This window comes from Rhizobacter sp. SG703 (assembly GCF_012275445.1).
Taxonomy (GTDB): domain Bacteria; phylum Pseudomonadota; class Gammaproteobacteria; order Burkholderiales; family Burkholderiaceae_C; genus Rhizobacter.
Genome location: NZ_JAAZQK010000003.1, coordinates 467373 through 485516, shown reverse-complemented (window position 1 = coordinate 485516; position 18144 = coordinate 467373). Strand labels below are relative to the sequence as shown.

General features: G+C 69.8%; 16 protein-coding genes. 4 read left to right on the top strand and 12 right to left on the bottom strand.

Annotation, left to right across the window (positions count from 1 at the left end; all coding sequences use genetic code 11):
- Window positions 1-135: 135 nt before the first annotated feature.
- Window positions 136-651: a hypothetical protein gene (locus FHT26_RS07835; protein ID WP_168559574.1), complete on the bottom strand. Its 516-nt coding sequence runs from the start codon at window positions 649-651 to the stop codon at window positions 136-138.
- A 20-nt stretch (window positions 652-671) separates the two neighbouring features.
- Window positions 672-1844 (bottom strand): cupin domain-containing protein, encoded by a 1173-nt coding sequence (locus FHT26_RS07830; RefSeq protein ID WP_168559573.1) that lies wholly within the window; start codon window positions 1842-1844, stop codon window positions 672-674.
- Between the two features lie 36 nt (window positions 1845-1880).
- Here FHT26_RS07830 and FHT26_RS07825 point away from each other — a divergent pair, with 36 nt between their 5' ends.
- Entirely contained in the window at window positions 1881-2402 is a 522-nt protein-coding gene (locus FHT26_RS07825) for an FKBP-type peptidyl-prolyl cis-trans isomerase (RefSeq protein ID WP_168559572.1), read from the top strand.
- 3 nt (window positions 2403-2405) lie between these two features.
- Here FHT26_RS07825 and FHT26_RS07820 read toward each other — a convergent pair whose 3' ends face one another.
- The 7 genes from FHT26_RS07820 to lepB form a co-directional block, all read right to left on the bottom strand.
- Window positions 2406-5492, bottom strand: coding sequence for an efflux RND transporter permease subunit (locus FHT26_RS07820; RefSeq protein WP_168559571.1), 3087 nt, complete (start codon window positions 5490-5492; stop codon window positions 2406-2408).
- The gene (locus tag FHT26_RS07815; RefSeq protein WP_168559570.1) at window positions 5489-6697 is read right to left on the bottom strand and encodes an efflux RND transporter periplasmic adaptor subunit; all 1209 of its coding nucleotides are present in this window, start codon (window positions 6695-6697) and stop codon (window positions 5489-5491) included. Before FHT26_RS07815 ends, FHT26_RS07820 begins: the two co-directional genes overlap by 4 nt.
- Window positions 6698-6745: 48 nt before the next feature.
- On the bottom strand, window positions 6746-8233 hold the full coding sequence (locus tag FHT26_RS07810) for an MFS transporter (protein ID WP_168559569.1): 1488 nt from the start codon (window positions 8231-8233) through the stop codon (window positions 6746-6748).
- Window positions 8226-8705, bottom strand: a complete 480-nt coding sequence (locus FHT26_RS07805) for a MarR family transcriptional regulator (RefSeq protein WP_168559568.1) — start codon at window positions 8703-8705, stop codon at window positions 8226-8228. The genes FHT26_RS07810 and FHT26_RS07805 overlap by 8 nt, the downstream gene beginning before the upstream one ends.
- A gap of 124 nt (window positions 8706-8829) precedes the next feature.
- On the bottom strand, window positions 8830-9279 hold the full coding sequence (gene dut, locus FHT26_RS07800) for a dUTP diphosphatase (RefSeq protein ID WP_168559567.1): 450 nt from the start codon (window positions 9277-9279) through the stop codon (window positions 8830-8832).
- Complete coding sequence (coaBC, locus tag FHT26_RS07795; protein ID WP_349238106.1) at window positions 9276-10535, bottom strand: bifunctional phosphopantothenoylcysteine decarboxylase/phosphopantothenate--cysteine ligase CoaBC; 1260 nt, start codon at window positions 10533-10535, stop codon at window positions 9276-9278. The genes dut and coaBC overlap by 4 nt, the downstream gene beginning before the upstream one ends.
- Window positions 10532-11341 (bottom strand): signal peptidase I, encoded by an 810-nt coding sequence (gene lepB / locus FHT26_RS07790; protein WP_168559566.1) that lies wholly within the window; start codon window positions 11339-11341, stop codon window positions 10532-10534. The genes coaBC and lepB overlap by 4 nt, the downstream gene beginning before the upstream one ends.
- 176 nt (window positions 11342-11517) lie before the next feature.
- Between lepB and egtD the strand changes: the two genes are divergently transcribed.
- Window positions 11518-12567: an L-histidine N(alpha)-methyltransferase gene (egtD, locus tag FHT26_RS07785; protein ID WP_246867766.1), complete on the top strand. Its 1050-nt coding sequence runs from the start codon at window positions 11518-11520 to the stop codon at window positions 12565-12567.
- A gap of 129 nt (window positions 12568-12696) precedes the next feature.
- Here egtD and FHT26_RS29500 read toward each other — a convergent pair whose 3' ends face one another.
- From FHT26_RS29500 to FHT26_RS07770, 3 genes are read right to left on the bottom strand one after another with little or no spacing between them, the layout of a single operon-like run.
- Window positions 12697-13170, bottom strand: coding sequence for a c-type cytochrome (locus tag FHT26_RS29500; protein WP_210427285.1), 474 nt, complete (start codon window positions 13168-13170; stop codon window positions 12697-12699).
- Window positions 13167-13517 (bottom strand): cupredoxin domain-containing protein, encoded by a 351-nt coding sequence (locus FHT26_RS07775; RefSeq protein ID WP_168559565.1) that lies wholly within the window; start codon window positions 13515-13517, stop codon window positions 13167-13169. The genes FHT26_RS29500 and FHT26_RS07775 overlap by 4 nt, the downstream gene beginning before the upstream one ends.
- Before the next feature lie 17 nt (window positions 13518-13534).
- Window positions 13535-14575: a cytochrome-c peroxidase gene (locus tag FHT26_RS07770; RefSeq protein ID WP_168559564.1), complete on the bottom strand. Its 1041-nt coding sequence runs from the start codon at window positions 14573-14575 to the stop codon at window positions 13535-13537.
- A gap of 250 nt (window positions 14576-14825) precedes the next feature.
- Here FHT26_RS07770 and FHT26_RS07765 point away from each other — a divergent pair, with 250 nt between their 5' ends.
- Window positions 14826-16901 (top strand): methyl-accepting chemotaxis protein, encoded by a 2076-nt coding sequence (locus tag FHT26_RS07765; RefSeq protein WP_168559563.1) that lies wholly within the window; start codon window positions 14826-14828, stop codon window positions 16899-16901.
- 5 nt (window positions 16902-16906) lie between these two features.
- The gene (locus tag FHT26_RS07760) at window positions 16907-18118 is read left to right on the top strand and encodes a sensor histidine kinase (RefSeq protein WP_168559674.1); all 1212 of its coding nucleotides are present in this window, start codon (window positions 16907-16909) and stop codon (window positions 18116-18118) included.
- Window positions 18119-18144 lie beyond the last annotated feature (26 nt).

Below are 18144 nucleotides of genomic sequence, written 5' to 3'. Positions count from 1 at the left end.
TTCAGACAATTACCGGTAATTGTGGGAACCCTCCGATCATTCGATCCACGGCAGATCCCCAACGCATTCAGACCCAGGAAAGCTCGAGCGTTTCCAAGGCCCAGCCCACGATTATACGCAGACGCAGTGCATACCCTATAGACCCAGCGTTGTCGCAGGAAAGGCCTCGACCGAGCGTTGCAAAAGTGCATCAAGGTGTTCGTGGGCACGCACCGAATCGCCCTCGTCGGTGGACCAGCTCGCGCGGTACTGAGCGCGGTTCAGCAGCTTCAGCGTGACCAGCCCGGGCGCCAGCAGCAGCGTCGGGATGTCGCGCTCGTCGTCGCTGTCGGGCGAGCGGCATTCGACGATGTGCGACCACTGGCGCCGCCACTGCGCAAAGCGCGCATGGCGTCGCGACACCTCGTCGAAGTGCCCGCCCAGCATCGTCAGCTTGCGGTGCGCGAACGCCCAGCGCGTCAGATGATCGAGCACCGCGGGCTCGCCTAGCGGCCAGTCGGCAAAATCGGGATCGCTCAGCAGGAGCTCGCGGCAGCCCTGCGCGGCCGCGAGCGCGAAGCCGTCGCGCAGGGCCTGCAGGAACTCGCTGCGCGACGTGATGATGCGGTGTCCATTGCCTGGTGCATCGCCGCTGCCTTCCACCTCTTCCATCGTGTGCTCCTTGGCGTGGCTCAGGTCTCGTGCACGGCGCGCACCCAGCCGGCATGCGCCCACTGCCCGAGCAGCTCGAAGGCATCGTCGCTCAGCCGGGCGACATCGGCAAGCGCCAGGCAGCGCTCGTCCGCCAGCAGGCGCATCAGCCGCGCATCGCGGCCCGCCGCGCGAAACGAATCACCGTTGATGAAGACATGCCGATCGTCGTACATCATCCGCGTACGGCGGTCCAGGCGCACCGCCTGCGGTGCGTCCAGCGGCTCGCCGGCATCGAACCAGACCGACGGCTTCGGCTCGCTCAGCAGTTCGCCGAGCGCGCAGGCGAGCGCCGCCGGGTCGCGCAGCAGCCGTTGCACCGCGTCGGCGGCGAACGCCTGCAGCCGCGGCGGCACCTGGCCCGGCGCGTCGGTGGCGGGCTGCGACGGGTCGCGGTACAGCGGGTCCTCGCCGTCCGGGTCGACCGCTTCGATCACACGCTGCAGCACCTCGGTCGCCAGCTCGTCGCGGCCGGCGGCACGAAAGCCGATCGAGCAGGTCATGCACTCGCCCTCGGCGACGCCGTCGTGTCCCCAGCCGGGCGGCAGGTACAGCATGTCGCCGGGCTCGAGCAGCCACTCCTGGTCGGGCACGAAGCGGCTGAGGATCTTCAACGGCACATCCGGTTCGAGCGACGCATCGTCGACCGGCCCGATGCGCCAGCGCCGCCGGCCCTGCACCTGCAGCAGGAACACGTCGTAGGAATCGACATGCGGCCCGACCCCGCCGCCGTCGCTCGCCCACGAGACCATCAGGTCGTCGAGCCGCGCGTCCGGCACGAAGCGGAACCACGACAGCAGCTCGCGTGCGGCATCGAGGTGCAGGTCCAGCCCCTGCACCAGCAGCGTCCAGCCGCGGCGCGACACCGCCGGCAGCGCGCGCCGCGCCTGCGGACCGCGCTTCATCGTCCAGCCGCGCTGACCGTGCACGATCAGGCGCGATTCGACATCCTCGCGCGCCGCCAGCTCGAACAGCTGCGCCCGCGGCACGATCGGCGCGATGCCGGGCACCGCCTGGCGGATCAGCAGCGGGCGCTTCTGCCAGTGGCGGCGCATGAAGGCGGCGGGCGACAGGCCGCCCAGCAGGTTGGCGGGACGGGTGCTGCCGGGCGCGAAAACGCCGGGCGTGGGAGGGGTTGCGGTCGGTGCGGGCATCCGACGATTGTGCGATGCCTGTGCGATCATTCCCGGATGCTCATCACGAACCCCTGCGTCGTCGCCCTCACGTGGCGGCTGGAAGACGCCCAAGGCCAGCTGATCGACGAACTGGACGCCCCGGTCGAGTTCTTCGTCGGTGGCGACGACCTGCTCGCGAAGGTCGAAGAAGCGCTGATCGGCCAGGAAGCCGGCTACGAAACCAAGCTGCACCTCGAGCCCGAGCAGGCCTTCGGCGATTACCAGCCCGAGCTGGTGTTTTTCGAAGAGCGCTCGATCTTCCCGGAGCAGGTCGACGTCGGCATGCAGTTCGACGGCCCACCCGAAGGCGCGACGACAGAAGGCCTGTCGCCCGAGGCCGTCTACACCGTGACCGAGGTCTACCCGACCCACGTGGTGCTGGACGGCAACCACCCGCTGGCCGGCATCGCGCTGCGCCTCGACCTGAAGGTGCGCGATGTGCGCGAGGCCACCGAAGAAGAGATCGCGGCCGGCACCGTCGGCTCGCCGGCGTTGAGCATCATGACGACGGCGCCGTCGAATTCACACCTGCACTGAACGCTACACCTGGGCGGCGCCCTCCGGCGCCGTCACCGGCCCCTTGCCGCTGAAGCGGTCGAGGTACAGGTAGATCACCGGCGTGATGTAGAGCGTGATCGCCTGCGAGAACACCAGCCCGCCGACCACCGCCAGCCCGAGCGGCTGGCGCAGCTCGGCACCGGCGCCCAGCCCCATCGCGATCGGCAGCGCCCCCATCAACGCCGCCAGCGTCGTCATCATGATCGGCCGGAAGCGCAGCACGCAGGCCTCGCGGATCGCCTGCTCGGGCGCCATGCCCTGCGTGCGCTGCTGGTCGAGCGCGAAGTCGATCATCATGATCGCGTTCTTCTTGACGATGCCGATCAGCAGCAGGATGCCGATGGTCGCGATCAGCGTCAGGTCGAGGTTGAAGAGCTTCAGCGTCAGCAGCGCGCCGACCGCCGCCGACGGCAGCCCGGCCAGGATCGTCAGCGGGTGGATGTAGCTTTCGTACAGCACGCCCAGCAGCACGTAGATGACCAGCAGCGCGCCGACGATCAGGATCGCCTGGCTGCCCTGCGAGCTCTTGAACACCGCCGCATCGCCGCCGTAGCTGGTGATGATGGACGACGGCAGCTCGATCTCCTCGCGGTAGTGCTCGATCTTGCCGGTCGCGTCGCCGAGCGCCGCGCCGGGCGCGAGGTTGAACGACACCGTCACCGCCTGCAGCTGGCCGACGTGGTTGATCGAGGTCGGCCCGACGGTGCGCGCGACGGTCGCGAAGCTCGACATCGGTACCAGCGTGCCGCTGGTCGAGCGCACGTAGATGTTGTTGAACGCGCTCTCGTCCTGCTTGGCGCCGGGCGCCACCTCCATGATCACCTGGTAGCTGTCGACGCTGGTGTAGATGGTCGACACCTGCCGCTCGCCGAACGCGCTGAACAGCGCCGAGCGCAGCGCGTCGATCGACACCCCGAGCGTGTTGGCGCGGTCGCGGTCGATGCTCAGCGAGGCCTGCAGCCCGCGCAGCTGCGAATCGCTGGTGACGTCGCGGAACAGCGGGTCGGCACGCAGCTTCGTTTGCAGCTTCTGCGCCCAGTCGTTGAGCTCGTCGGCCTTCACGCTCTGCAGGATGTATTGGTATTGCGCCTTGCTCTGGCGGCCGCCGAGCTGCAGGTTCTGGATCGGGCGCATGAAGACGGTGATGCCGGCCACGTCGCGCAGCTTGCGGCGCAGCCCCTCGACCACCTTCGTCATGTCGTCGCGCTGCGCATGCGGCTTCAGGTTGACGAACATGCGGCCGGTGTTCTGCGCGCCGCCACCGCCGTTGAACGAGCTGACGGTCTGCACGTTCGGGTCGTCGCGGATGATGGTCGCGACGCGGTCCTGCAGCCGCACCATCTCCGGGAACGAGGTGTCCTCGGACGCCTCGGTCTGCACGCTGAGCTGGCCGATGTCCTCCTGCGGGAAGAAGCCTTTCGGGATGCTTGCGAACAGCCAGCCGGTCGCGATGAAGGTGACCAGCGCGACCGTCACGACCGCCACCCGGTGCCGCAGCGCGACGTCGAGCGAGCGCGAGTACGCGCCGAGCAGCAGGTCGAAGCCGCGTTCGAACGAGCGCACCAGCGCGCCCGGCGCCTTCTTGTGCGCATCGTCGGTCAGGAAGCGGCTGGCCAGCATCGGCACCAGCGTCAGCGAGACGAAGGCCGACGCGATGATCGCCAGCGACACGATCACCGCGAACTCGTGGAACAGCAGCCCGATCACGCCCGGCATGAAGAAGATCGGGATGAACACCGCGATCAGCGAGGTGGAGATCGAGATGATGGTGAAGCCGACCTCGCGCGAGCCGCGCAGCGCCGCGCCGAACGGCGCCTCGCCATGCTCGACGTGCCGCATGATGTTCTCGAGCATCACGATCGCGTCGTCGACCACCAGGCCGACCGCCAGCGTCAGCCCGAGCAGCGAGATGTTGTCGAGCGTGTAGCCGAAGCCCCACAGCAGCGCGATCGCGCCGACCAGCGACACCGGCAGCGACAGCGTCGGGATCGCGGTCGCGACGAAGCGGCGCAGGAACAGGAAGATCACCAGCACCACCAGCACGATGGTGCCGAGCATCGTCAGCGTCACGTCGTGCAGCGATTCGCGCACCGACACCGAGCGGTCGTTGACCAGGTTCATGCGCACCGACTGCGGCAGCTGCGCCTGGAAGCCCGGCAGCGCAGCGCGCACCGCGTCGACGACCTTGACGGTGTTGGCGTCGGGCTGGCGCAGGATGGCCAGCGTGATCGACGGCTCGCCGTTGTAGCTGGCGAAGGTCTTCACCGTCTCGTAGCTGTCCTCGACCGACGCGACCTCCTTCAGCCGCACCGGGTTGCCGTTGCGGTTGCTGACGATCAGCTCGGCGAACTCGGCGGCGTTGCGCAGCTGGCGGTTCGCCTGCAGCGTCAGCGTCTGCTTCGGGCCTTCCAGCGTGCCGACCGGCGTGTTGGCGTTGGCCGCGCCGAGCGCGGCGTTCAGCTCGTCGAGGCTGATGTTGCGCGCGGCCAGCGCATCGGGCTGCACCCGCACCCGCACCGCATAGCGCTTCTGGCCGTAGATGTTGACCTGCGCGACGCCGGCCAGCGTCGACAGCGACGGCGAGATCAGGTGCTCGGCGAAATCGTTCAGGTCCGACAGGTTCAGCGACGGCGAGGTCAGCGCGATCAGCAGCACCGGCGCATCGGCCGGGTTGACCTTGCGGTACGACGGCGGGCTGGTCATGTCCTGCGGCAGCTGGCGCTGCGCGCGCAGCAGCGCGGCCTGCACGTCGACCGCGGCGGCGTCGATGTCGCGGCCTTCGTCGAACTCCAGCGTCACCGTGGTGCTGCCCAGCGTGTTGGCCGAGCTGATCACGCTGAGGCCGGGGATGGTCTGGAACTGCTTCTCCAGCTGCAGCGCGACCGAGGTGGCCATCGTCTCGGGGCTCGCGCCCGGCAGCGCCGCCGACACATTGATCACCGGCGTGTTGTAGCTCGGCAGCGCAGCCACCGGGATGCGCGTGTACGCGATCACGCCGGCGACGACGATGGCGGCGTTCAGCAGCACCGTCATCACCGGGCGGCGGATGAACAGCTCGGACAGGTTCATGGTGTCACCCCCGATGTCGGCGAGGTGGCTGACGTGGCGGAAGCGCCGGCCGCGGCCCCCTTCCCCGCGGCGCCGCTGGCGGCCCGTTCGGCCACCGGTGCGCCCGGGCGCAGGTTCTGGCGGCCGTCGACCACGACACGCTCGCCGGGTTTCACGCCGGTGACGACCGCCTCGGTGCCGGCCGCCTGCACGACGACGATCGGGCGCGCGACGGCCTTGTTGCCGTCGTCGACCACGTAGACGATGTTGCCGCGCGGGCCCTGGATCAGCGAGGCCTGCGGCACCACGGTCGCGTCCTTCAGCGTCTCGACCACCAGCCGCACGCTGACGAAGGCGCCGGGCCACAGCGTCTGCTGCTTGTTGTCGAACACCGCCTTCACCTTGACGGTGCCGGACGATGCGTCGATGTTGTTGTCGACGAACTGCAGCTTGCCGGTCAGCGTGCCGCGTCCCTCGGGCAGCACGGCGGTGACGACGCCGCGCCCCGACTGCAGGTTGCGCAGCGCCTCGCCGAGGTTGCGCTGCGGCAGGTTGAAGCCGACCGCGATCGGGTCGATCTGCGTCAGCGTGACCAGCGTGCTGGTGGCCGGCTGCACCGAGCTGCCGGGGAACACGTTGATCGCGCCGGCGCGGCCGGCCCCGGGGGCGACGATGCGGTTGTAGCCGAGCGCCACCTTCGCGGCGGCCAGCGCCGCGCGGTCGGACGACACCACCGCCTGCTGGCCCTCGACCAGCGTCTGGCTGCTGTCGACCGCGCTCTGCGAGACGAAGTTCTGCGCCAGCAGGTCCTTGCTGCGCGTCAGCTGGCGCTGCGCGTCGGCCAGCGACGCCAGGTCCTTCTCGAGCTGGGCCTGCGCCTTCGCGACGTTGACCTCGTCGGTGCGCGCATCCAGCGTGAACAGCAGCTCGCCGGCCTTCACGAACTGGCCTTCCTTGATGTGCACCTGCGTGATGGTGCTGGCGACCTGCGGGCGGATGTCGACGCTGTTCAGCGCGGTGACGCTGCCGGTGGCTTCGAGCGTGACCTCGTAGTCGCGCCGCTGCGCCCGCACGGTGCTGACGCTGACCGGCGCGCCCGACGCGGCGGCCGACGGCGCGGCCGCACCGCCCGGGCCTTCACCCTTGCCGCGCGAGGCCAGGCCGTAGCCGACGCCCGCCACCACGACCACCGCGGCCACCACCCATCCCACCAAGCTCTTGTTCATGAACAGCCCATCGTCAAAGTCGTCAAAGTCGTCAGCGTCATCGTCGAATCAGTCGGCCAGGTCGGCGCGGCCCGGGGCCGAGGCATCGAAACGAAGCGGCGGCACCCGGCTGGCGGCCCACGCGGCCAGCACGCAGACGGCGCCGGCGCAGGCGAAGCCGATCTCGAACGCGATGCGCAGGTCCTGCTGCGCATGCGGATCCTGCGCCGCATGCAGCGCGTCGCTGCTCCCCATCAACCCGAAGATCAGCGCGCCGAATGCGCTCGCGCCGATCGAGGACCCGAGCGTGCGCGCCAGCGACATCGTGGCCGCCGCGGCCCCCAGCCGCGCCGGGCCGGAAGCCGTCTGCGTCACGATCTGCATCACCGACATCACGCTGCCCAGGCCGAGCCCGGTGGCGAAGCCGAGCGCGATCAGCATGCGCTTGTCGGGCGGCAGCAGCGCCATGCCGAGCAGGCCGGCGGCGGCCAGCAGCAGGCCGCCGACCGGGATCGCCGTCGGGCGGCCGGTCCAGACGATCAGCCGCGACGTCAGCGTCGCGCCGCCGACGATGCCGGCCGTCAGCGGCAGCAGCAGCAGGCCGGCCTCGGCGGCGTCGGCATGCAGCGACAGCTGCAGGTAGATCGGCAGGTAGAACACCATCGCGAACATCGCCGACGCGAAGCCGACAACGGTGAGCACCGCGTAGCGCACCGGCGGCAGCCGCACCAGCTCGATCGGCAGGAAGGGTCGCGCGGACAGGCGCTCGACACGCAGCAGCAGCGCCCACAGGCCCGCGGTGGCCGCCAGCAGGGTGGCGCTGGTGGCCGAGAGCCAGTCGAAGCGGTGCCCGGCCGACGACAGCCAGAACAGGCTCAGCCCCATCGCCAGCGCGAACAGCAGCATGCCCTGCAGGTCGGGCGGGCCCTTGCGCTCGTGCAGCACGTCGTCGGCGCGCAGCGCATGCAGCCGCCACAGCGCCAGCGCGCACAGCGGCAGGTTGACCAGGAACAGCCAGCGCCAGCTGGCGTGGTGCACCACCAGCCCGCCGATCACCGGTCCGCCGACGCTGGCCAGCGTGAAGACGATCGCGAACCAGCCCTGGCTGCGCGCGCGCCGCTGCGGCGAGACGACCTCGCCGATCAGCGCCTGCGACAGCGTCATCAGCCCGCCGCCGCCCAGCCCCTGCAGCGTGCGTGCGGCGACCAGCCACCACAGGCCGGTCGCCAGGCCGCAGCCGAGCGAGCCGAGCGCGAACACGGCGGTGGCCAGCGACAGCAGCTTGCGGCGGCCGAACTGGTCGCCGAGCTGGCCGTACAGCGGCACGACGATCACCGACGCCAGCAGGTACGAGACGGCCAGCCACGAGGTGTCGCGCAGCCCGCCGAATTCGCGGCTGATCACCGGCGTCGCGGTGGCGAGCAGGGTCTGGTCGACGGCGGCCAGGAACATCGGCAGCATCACCGCGCCGAACAGGCGGCGGAAGCGCCGGCGCGCCGCGGCCACGGCCTCGATGCGCGCGGCGGACGGGGGCGCGGTGGGTGCGGTCTCAGTCATGGACGAACCTGGCCTTCAGGATGGCCAGCCCCTGCATCACGACCGCCAGGTCCGCCGGGCTGGCGTCGGACAGCGTCTTCGCGAGGTCGGCGCGGGCGCCGCGGCGGATGCCGTCGAGCAGCGACTTGCCTTCGGCGCTGAGCCGCAGCTCGGTGCGGCGGCGGTCGGCCTGCGCGGTGGTGGGCGACACGTAGTCGGCACGGACCAGCCGGTCGACCATCGACGACGCGGTGGCCAGCGTGACGCCGAGGAAGCCGGCCACGTCGCTGATCGAGCAGGCGGCATGCCGGCCGATGAAGCCCAGGCAGCGGAACTGCGGCACCGACAGCCCGGCATCCAGGTTGCCGCGCATGCCCATGCGGATCGCGTTCATCACGTCGGGGACGACGCTCAATACCTCGGCGGCGACGCGGCTGGCGTCGGGCAGCGGAGCGGTCGGTTCTGGCTTGGCGGGCTTGGCAGGAGAGGCCACGGCGGGGCGATGCCTTCGCAGGACGGGTCGAGATGCTTAGCCTATCAAAGCATTTCGACGAGTTTATTGCGGGTCGGTAAACGCGCCGCCGGCCGCCGCGAAGATTTCGCGGCGCCGTGGAGAATCAGTGCTTGCCGGTCGAGCCGAAGCCGCCTGCCCCGCGATCCGACGCGCCGAATTCGTCCACCACCCGGAAGCTCGCCTGCACCACCGGCACGATCACCAGCTGCGCGATGCGCTCCATCGGCGCGATCGTGAAGGCCGCCTGGCCGCGGTTCCAGCAGCTCACCATCAGCGGGCCCTGGTAGTCGGAATCGATCAGCCCGACCAGGTTGCCGAGCACGATGCCGTGCTTGTGGCCCAGCCCGGAGCGCGGCAGGATGATCGCCGCCAGCCCGGGGTCGGCAACGTGGATCGCCAGGCCGGTGGGAATCAGCTGCGTCTGGCCGGGCTCGAGCACCAGCGGCGCGTCGAGGCAGGCGCGCAGGTCGAGGCCGGCGCTGCCGGGGGTCGCGTACGTGGGCAGCTGCTCGGCCATGCGCGGGTCGAGCACCTTCAGATCGATCGGGGTCATGCGGGTCGGGGGTTGGAAACGGAAGAGGAGGAAGCCAGCCGCACCGCGATCTCCTGCACCAGCGTGCGCGCGAGCGTCAGCTTGTCGGCATGCGGCAACTGGCGTTCACCCCGGGCGTCGACCAGCAGCAGCGCGTTGTCGTCGCGCCCGAAGGTGGCCGGCCCGAGGTTGCCGACGACCAGCGGCACGTTCTTGCGCTCGAGCTTCTCGCGGGCGTGCTTCGCCAGGTCGTGGCTCTCGGCCGCGAAGCCGACGCAGAACGGCCGGTCCGGCAGCTTCGCGACGGCGGCCAGGATGTCGGCGTTCTCGGTCAACTCGAAGGTCGGCGCGACCTTGCTGCCGTTCTTCTTGATCTTGTGGTCCGACAGCGAGGCCGGGCGCCAGTCGGCCACCGCCGCGGTCGCGACGAACACGCCGTGCTGCGCCGCGAGCGGCAGCACCGTGTCGAACATCTGCTGCGCGGTCTGCACGTCGATGCGTCGCACGCCGCGCGGCGTCGGCAGGTGCACCGGGCCCGCCACCAGCGTGACCTCGGCCCCGGCCTCGTGCGCAGCGCGGGCGATCGCGAAACCCATCTTGCCGCTGGAACGGTTGGTGATGCCGCGCACCGGATCGATCGGCTCGAAGGTCGGCCCGGCGGTGATCAGCAGGCGCTGCCCGCGCAGGTGCTTCGGCGCGAAGAACGACACCACGTCCTCCAGCAGCTCCAGCGGTTCGAGCATGCGGCCGTCGCCGATCTCGCCGCAGGCCTGGTCACCGTTGCCGGGGCCGAGCACGGTGGCGCCGTCGGCGCGCAGCTGCGCCAGGTTGCGCTGCGTCGCCGGGTGCGCCCACATCTCGCGGTTCATCGCCGGCGCCACCAGCAGCGGGCAGCGCTCGATCGGCCGCGCGAGGCACAGCAGGCTCAGCAGGTCGTCGGCGCGACCCTGCACCAGCCGCGCGATGAAATCGGCGCTGGCTGGCGCGATCAGCACCGCATCGGCCTCGCGCGTCAGGTTGATGTGGGCCATGTTGTTGGCCTCGCGCGCATCCCACTGGCTGGTGAACACCGGCCGCGTCGACAGCGCCTGCATCGTGACCGGCGTGATGAACTGTTCGGCCGCCTCGGTCATCACCACCTGCACCGATGCGCCGGCCTTCACCAGCGCGCGCGTCAGCTCCGCGGCCTTGTAGCAGGCGATGCCGCCGGTCAGGCCGAGCACGATGCGCTTGCCTTGCAGATCGGTCGATGAAGCAGTCTGCACAGGCGCGCTCACAGCGGAGTCCAGAAGCGGGACATGTCGGACAGGTTGAACAGCACGCGCACCGCCTTGCCATACACCTCGGAATGCGGCAGGAAGCCCCAGCGGCGGGAGTCTTCGGAGTTGTCGCGGTTGTCGCCCAGCATCATGTACTGGCCCGGCGGCACCGTGCAGTGCCAGGCGCCGCGCCGTTCGTTCACGCAGTGCCGGCCGAGCTCGGGCTGTTGCAGGTCGACCTGCATGCTGCCCATCACGAACGGGTTGATCTTGATGAGGTGGTCGCGCCCGGGCAGCGATTCGTTCTGCAGCCACTGGCCGCGGTCTTCCTCGCGCACGCCGGTCTCGCTGCCATCGCTGACCGGCTCGACCTGGAACGGCGCGCCGTTGATGCTGACCGCGCCGTCCTGGAAGCGCACCACGTCGCCGGGCATGCCGATCAGCCGCTTCACGTAGAACTCGGAGACGTTGCGCGGGAAGCGGAACACGACGACGTCGCCGCGCTGCGGCTTGCCGAACTCGATCGCGGTGTTGGTGAACGGCAGGCGCGGGCCATAGGCCAGGTGGTTGACGAGCAGGTAGTCGCCGACCCGCAGCGTCGGCTCCATCGAGCCGGACGGCACCTTCGGCCAGTCGGCCACCGCGACGCGGCAGGTGAACATCAGCGCCACCACGAAGAACAGCTCAGCGCCGAAGCTGACCCACAGCGGCTTGCGCGTCGGCGCGGGCAAGCGCGCGAGGCGGCGGCGCCACGCGAACCAGCAGGCGCCGGTGGCGAGGCTCAGCAGGCAAAGCACTTCGTTGATGGAAAAACCGATCTGCATCGAATGCGCTTCCAGGTGAGGTTCACGAGCAACGGCCCGGCCCGGATTATGGCTGCGCCGCGGAGTGGGTCCAGGCGTCGCATTCCTACACCTCGACGGCTGTAAGTCCTACGGCCTTCGGTCGACAAACTTCGGGGGCATCCGGCAAGATGCCCCCCACCCCCGAGGAGACCTGCATGGACCCGTTGTTGGCATTGAGAGATTCCCGCCGTGATACGCCCCCCGGCGGCGCTGGCCGCCGCCCCGCACTGGTCGGCCTGCCGAGCCGCGGTGCACCGTTGCAGCCGCAGTTCATGCAGAACAAGCTGCCGCCCGAGACGGCGACGCTGGCCGAGGTGACGGCCGGGTTGCTGAAGGCACGGGCCGAAGTGGCACCCAAGTATTTTTACGACAGCCTGGGCTCGCACCTGTTCGAGGCGATCACCGAGTTGCCGGAGTACTACCCGACGCGCACCGAGGCCGCCATCTTCGAGCGGCACGCCGGCGAGATGGCCGACGCGATCGGCCGCGGCATGACGCTGATCGACCTGGGCGCCGGCAACTGCGCGAAGGCGGTGCGGCTGTTCCCCGAGTTCAAGCCGTCGCGCTATGTCGCGATCGACATCTCGGTCGACTTCCTGCGCGAAGCACTGGCCGGCGTGCAGCGTGCCCACCCGGCGCTGAACGTCACCGGCCTCGGCATGGACTTCGCGAATGCGCTGGTGCTGCCGACCGAGCTGCTGCGCGACCGGCCGGTGTTCTTCTACCCCGGCTCGAGCATCGGCAACTTCACGCCGGAGCAGGCGTCGCGGCTGCTGGCCGGCGCTCGCGAACAGGCGCGCGGCGGCGGCATGCTGATCGGCATCGACCTGGTGAAGCCGGCACACCTGCTGGAAGCTGCCTACGACGATGCGCTCGGCGTCACCGCGGCGTTCAACCGCAACCTGCTGCCGCACCTGAACCGGCGCATCGGCACCGACTTCCAACTGCCCGACTGGCAGCACGTGGCCCGTTTCGACACCGAGCTGTCGCGCGTCGAGATGCACCTGCAGGCCGTGCGCGAGCTCGATGTGCGCTGGGCCGGGCACACGCGGCACTTCGGGGCCGGCGAGCGCATCCACACCGAAAGCTCGTACAAGTACACGGTGCCGGATTTCGAGGCGCTGCTGCGCGAATCGGGCTTCCGCCAGATGCAGCACTGGACCGACCCGCAGGGCTGGTTCGCAGTGTTCTGGGCGCAGGGCTGAGGAGGACGACCCGTCGTTCGACGGGTACGTCGACCGATCCCCGAGGGTGATGCGTGCCGGCTTGGGCCACGAAGGGGCCCTTCGTGGCCCGTGGCGGCCCGGCGCCCAGGCCGCAAACGCATGTCAACGCTACGGCGTCGCGTCGGCCCGCAGGTTCAGCGAGCGCACGTAGGCGACGATGTCGCGCATCTGCTCTTCGGTCAGCTCGGCGCCCCACGGCGGCATGAACGGCGAGCGACCCATCGCCTGCCCGCCCAGCTTGACGATCAGGCCGAGGTAGGCGTCGTTCTTGTCCGTGACCCGCAGGTTGGCCGGTCGCGGGTCGTAGAGGCGGGCCGCCCGGCCATTGCCGTCGGCGTTGATGCCGTGGCAGGTGACGCAGTAGTTCGCGAACACCAGCCCGCCGCGAAACACCGCCGCCTCGCGGCTGTCGCGCGGCAGCGTGGGGCCGTCGGCCGGCACCGACGCCGCGCGGCTCAACGGGATCGGCGCGTTCCGCTTCGGGTGGGCGGCGTCCTGCGCATGCACGCCACCGACCCAGCTCAGCAGGCACGCCAGGACCAGCACCCCGATCCACAGCGCCCGGCTGTCGTGGGGCCTCACTTGCCGACCTCGATCACCATGCGCATGTCCGGGTGGACCGCGCACTCGACCTCGATCGTGCCGGGCTTGTCGAACGTGATCGTCTTCGAGCCGCCCTGCCCGAACGAGCCGAGGTCGAAGCTCTTCGCATCGGACAGCGAGAACACGTTGTGCGCGAACGGATCCTCGTTGACGAACTTGACGGTGTCGCCCACCTTCACCTGGAGCTTCTTGACGGAGAACGCCTTGCCCTTCTGCACCAGCACATGCTCGGCCGCCTGCGCCGGCAGGGCGGCGAACAGGCAGGCGGCCGTCGCGACGACGGCGCCGGCGGCTGCCCTCCTGGAATGGAACTGCGGGAACTGCATGGAAGACTCCTCGGCGTTCAGTTGGCAGGCAACCGGGGCAGCGTGAACGGCCTGGCCGGCGTGGTCAGCGCCTCCATGAAGGAGACGATGTCGCGCATCTCGTCGTTCGACAGCGACAGCGGCTTCACGCTCGCCGACACGTTGGTGCGGACCGCACCGCCGCGGTTGTAGTGCGCAACGACCTCCAGCAGCGTCGTCGCGGACCCGTCGTGGAAGTACGGCGCGGTCAGCGCCACGTCGCGCAGCGTCGGCGTCTTGAACGCTCCCTTCAGCGACGGCACCGGCTTGATCGCGAAGCGGCCGACGTCGGGGTTCTCCTGGCCGTACGAGGCCAGGCCGATGTTGTGGAAGCCGTTGTCGGTGAAGTTGGGCGCCTGGTGGCAGCCGGCGCAATTGCCCTTGTTCGGGTCGGTGAACAGCCGGAAGCCTTTCACCTGCGAGGCCGTCATTGCAAGGCGATCGCCGCGCAGCCAGCGGTCGAACGGCGAATCGTTGCTGACCACCGTGCGCTCGAACGCCGCGATCGCCTTCGAGGTCGTCGTCTTGTCGATCGGCTCGCCCGGGTAGGCCGCGGCGAATGCGGCCCGGTAGGCCGGGTTGACGGCCAGCCACGCGAACAGCGCGTCGAGGTTCATCGCCATCTCGTCCATCGATTCCATCGGTCCCATCGCCTGGTGCTCCAGCGTCGCGCGGCGGCCGTCCCACATCTGGATGGTGTTGTAGCCAGCGTTGACGATGGTCGGCGACGCCCGGCCAAGCACCTTGCTGCGGAAGCCCTTCGCCGTGCCCAGGCCGTCGGACCAGCCATACAGCGGGCTGTGGCAACCGGCGCACGACAGGTTGCGCTCCGACGACAGGCGGGCGTCGAAGAACAGCATCTTGCCGAGTTCGACGCGGGCGGCACTCGGCACGTTGTCGTCGGGGTGCGGCGGCAGGTCGGGCAGCAGCCACTGCCGGTCTTGCGGCGTCGCCATCTGCGGGTCGTCGACCGCCTCGGCAGCGCCCCATCCCAGGGTCGACAGACACAGGGCCAGGGCCCACGGACGCATCCAGCTCATGATGAATTCCTTTCTTTGGGGGAACAACGTGCGACGGAAATGTGAACCGGTTTTCGTCGCCGTGCGCGCCAAACGGACCCCTGCTTTGTCAACAACTGCCAACTGGCCGTCCAGCGCGGCGACGGTTCCGTCAGTTGTCATTCGTTGACAAATGAAGCGTTCACCAAAGCGTCGCGGGCGGCGATATTTGTCAACAGTCGGCAACACAAATGTTCCGACGCGTGATCCCCTGGAACAGGAAGCAGTACCCATGTCATCCGCGACACCCGCCACCGCCGACGGCCTGCCAGCGTCGGTCCGCCCTGCCGAGCAGCGCGCCGTGTCGAGGCATGCCGCGCCACCGGGCGGGGTGCTGGAGTTCTTCCGCTACCACGGCGTCTGGGCGCCCGGTGTCCGCCTGTTCCGCCACCTGTCCTTCAACGCCAAGGCCTTGATGATCTCGGCGGTGTTCATGGTGCCGATCACGATGCTCGGCACCGTCTACCTGCGCGACATGGCCGCCGCGTCGGTCGCCACCGAGCGCGAGCTGCACGGCCTGCGCTACCTGCGCGACGCGCTGCCGCTGGTTCAATTCACGCAGGCCCAGCGCCTGCGCGCGATGCAGGCGGCCGGGCTCGACGCGGCCGGCAGCTGGTCGAAGGACCAGGAGGACTACCGGCAACTGCATGCACGGCTGCAGGCTAAGCACCGGGCCATGGCCGACGTCTTCGACGCGGCCGCACCGTTCCAGGCCCTGGCCGCCGACCTGCCGGCCGCGCCGGCGCGCGGCGCCGACGCGACCGAACTGTACGAACGCTACACGCAGCTGGTCGCCGACCAGCAGGCGCTGGTGCGGATCGTGATGGAGCAGTCCGGCCTGTCGCAGGACCCCGACCTGACCACCGGCCGCATCGTCGCCGGTGCCGTGGCCGCCGTGCCGGAACTGGCCGACCGGATCGGACAGGCGCTGTCGCTGGGCAGCCAGGCCCTGGCGGCCGGCGAGATTTCCGCGCCGCAGCAACGTCTGCTGTCGGACGCGTTGCCGGTGATGGAGTACCTCGAGGCCCAGGTGTCCGACCACCTCGACAAGGCCTTCAGGCTGAGCGAGCCGTTGCGCGCCGAACTCGGCGTCGACAAGGCCATGCCCGGCGCCTCCGAGCTGCGCGGGCTGTCGCGCCGCTACCTGCTGGGCCCTGCGGTCAAGGGCGACGCGGCACGCTTCAAGGCGGCCGGCACGCGCGCGTTCGACGGCTACTGGGCCTTGAACGGGCAGGCACTGTCGGCCACCGAACGGATGCTCCAGCAACGGTTGCACGACACCGGCGTGCGCCGCAACACCGTGATCTCGATGCTGCTGGGCAGCCTGCTGCTCGCCGCCTACCTGTTCTGGTCGTTCCGCCTGGCCACCCAGGGCGGGCTCGAGGTGATCGCCCGCCACATGGCGCGCATGCAGCATGGCGACCTGACCGGCGCGCCGACGGCCTGGGGCACCGACGAAGCGGCGCGCCTCATCACCGCCGCAAAGGCACTGCAGCAGTCGTTCTCGGGCATCGTCGGCGACGTGCGCCGCGTGAGCGGCCACGTGCTCGACGCCAGCGCCCGCCTCGAAGGCCATGCCCGCCAGCTGGTGGCCGGCAACGTCGAATCGCTCGGCCACATGCAGCAATGCGCGAGCGCGATGCAGCGGATCTCGCGCGCCGCGGGGCACACCCGCACGGTGGTCGACACCGCGGCCCGCCTGTGCGATGCGAACGTGCAGGCCGCGCATGCCGGCCAGCATGCGGTGCAAAGCCAGGTGCAGACGATGGCCGAGCTGCGGGAACTGTCGACCACGATCGCCGACGTGACGCGCGTCGTCGACACGATCGCGTTCCAGACCAACCTGCTGGCGTTGAATGCGGCCGTCGAGGCGGCCCGCGCCGGACAGGCCGGCAAGGGCTTCGCGGTGGTGGCGGCCGAGGTGCGCACGCTGGCCGATCGTTCGGCGTCGGCCGCACGCGAGATCCGCGGCCTGATCGACACCAATGTGCAGCGGGTCGAGAGCAGCACGCGCATCAGCAGCGACGCGAGCCTGAAGATGAACGAGCTGGTCGCCAACGCGCAACAGCTGACGGGCTTGCTCGGATCGATCTCGAACGCCGCCGACGAGCAGAATCGTTGCATCGGCAACGTCGACGCCGCGCTGGTGTCGTTGGAACAAGGCGCGCAGCAGAGCACCGGCCGGATCGACCGGACGGCCGAGGCGGTGCGCTCGCTGCGCACCTCGTCCGACGCGCTGCGCTCGCATGTCGAAACCTTCCGCATCGATGCGCACGCTGCCGATGCCCCTGCCGGAGCCACCCTGTGAGCGCCATGACACTGCACGAGCCGCCGCGAACCCAGACACCGCCGCACGACGCCGATGACGCGTCGCCGGGCGCGCAGACGATCCTGGTGGTCGACGACCTGCCGGCGAACCTGGAAGCTGCCGCCCGCTTCCTGACGCACCACGGCTACCGCGTCGCCGTCGCGCAGGACGGCGAGGACGCGATCGAACGCGCCGCGCTGGTCCATCCGGACCTGATCCTGCTCGACGTGATGATGCCCGGGCTCGACGGCTTCGAGACCTGCCGCCGGCTGAAGGCCTCCCCGGCGTCGAGCCACATCCCGGTGATCTTCATGACGGCGCTCGCGGAGACGCCCGACAAGCTCACCGGCTTCTCGGTCGGTGCAGTCGACTACGTGACCAAGCCGCTCGACGTCGCGGAGGTCATCGCCCGCATGCGGCTGCACCTGACGCTGCACCAGCTGCAGCGCCGCGTCGAGGCCCGCAACGCCAGTCTGCGCGAGGAGATCGCGGCCCACGAGCTGACGCAGGCGGCCTTGCGACGCTCGAACATCGAGCTGGAGCAACTCGCCTATGTGGCCTCCCACGACCTGCAGGAGCCGCTGCGGATGATCGCGAGCTACCTGCAGCTGGTCGAGGAGCGCTACCAGGACCGGCTCGACGACGACGGCCGCGAGTTCATCGGCTATGCGGTGGACGGCGCGAAACGGCTGCAGAAGCTGATCAACGACCTGCTCCACTACTCGCGCCTGGTCAGCAAGGAACGGCCTCTGCAGCAGACGCCGTGCACCGAGGTGCTCGAACTCGCGCTGCGCAACCTGCACGTCGCCGTCGAGGAGAGCCAGGCCGTCGTGACGCATGACGAACTGCCGGTGGTGGCGGCCGACCAGACCCAGCTGGTGCAGCTGTTCCAGAACCTGATCGGCAACGCGATCAAGTTCCGCAGCGGTCCGGGCCCGAAGGTGCATGTCGGCGTCCGGCACGACGGCGATGCCTGGCATTTCACCGTCAGCGACGACGGCATCGGCATTGCCCCGGCCCACTTCGAGCGGGTCTTCGTGCTGTTCCAGCGGCTGCACAGCCGCTCGCGGTACGACGGCACCGGCATCGGGCTGACGCTGTGCAAGAAGATCGTCGAACGCCACGGCGGGCGCATCTGGGTGAGCTCGCTGCCAGGCGAGGGAACGACCTTCCATTTCACGCTCTCGCCGCATGTCGGCAGCCTGGCGCAGCCGTGATGCGATGGCCACGGCGATACGGGCTT

Excerpts from the sequence above, each read along its gene's own strand:
- egtD (WP_246867766.1), top strand. The coding sequence starts at position 11,518 with ATGGACCCGTTGTTGGCATTGAGAGATTCCCGCCGTGATACGCCCCCC.
- FHT26_RS07835 (WP_168559574.1), bottom strand. The coding sequence starts at position 651 with ATGGAAGAGGTGGAAGGCAGCGGCGATGCACCAGGCAATGGACACCGC.
- FHT26_RS07770 (WP_168559564.1), bottom strand. The coding sequence starts at position 14,575 with ATGAGCTGGATGCGTCCGTGGGCCCTGGCCCTGTGTCTGTCGACCCTG.
- FHT26_RS07765 (WP_168559563.1), top strand. The coding sequence starts at position 14,826 with ATGTCATCCGCGACACCCGCCACCGCCGACGGCCTGCCAGCGTCGGTC.
- FHT26_RS07775 (WP_168559565.1), bottom strand. The coding sequence starts at position 13,517 with ATGCAGTTCCCGCAGTTCCATTCCAGGAGGGCAGCCGCCGGCGCCGTC.
- lepB (WP_168559566.1), bottom strand. The coding sequence starts at position 11,341 with ATGCAGATCGGTTTTTCCATCAACGAAGTGCTTTGCCTGCTGAGCCTC.
- FHT26_RS07810 (WP_168559569.1), bottom strand. The coding sequence starts at position 8,233 with ATGACTGAGACCGCACCCACCGCGCCCCCGTCCGCCGCGCGCATCGAG.
- dut (WP_168559567.1), bottom strand. The coding sequence starts at position 9,279 with ATGACCCCGATCGATCTGAAGGTGCTCGACCCGCGCATGGCCGAGCAG.
- FHT26_RS07830 (WP_168559573.1), bottom strand. The coding sequence starts at position 1,844 with ATGCCCGCACCGACCGCAACCCCTCCCACGCCCGGCGTTTTCGCGCCC.
- FHT26_RS07815 (WP_168559570.1), bottom strand. The coding sequence starts at position 6,697 with ATGAACAAGAGCTTGGTGGGATGGGTGGTGGCCGCGGTGGTCGTGGTG.
- FHT26_RS07820 (WP_168559571.1), bottom strand. The coding sequence starts at position 5,492 with ATGAACCTGTCCGAGCTGTTCATCCGCCGCCCGGTGATGACGGTGCTG.
- FHT26_RS07825 (WP_168559572.1), top strand. The coding sequence starts at position 1,881 with ATGCTCATCACGAACCCCTGCGTCGTCGCCCTCACGTGGCGGCTGGAA.
- FHT26_RS07760 (WP_168559674.1), top strand. The coding sequence starts at position 16,907 with ATGACACTGCACGAGCCGCCGCGAACCCAGACACCGCCGCACGACGCC.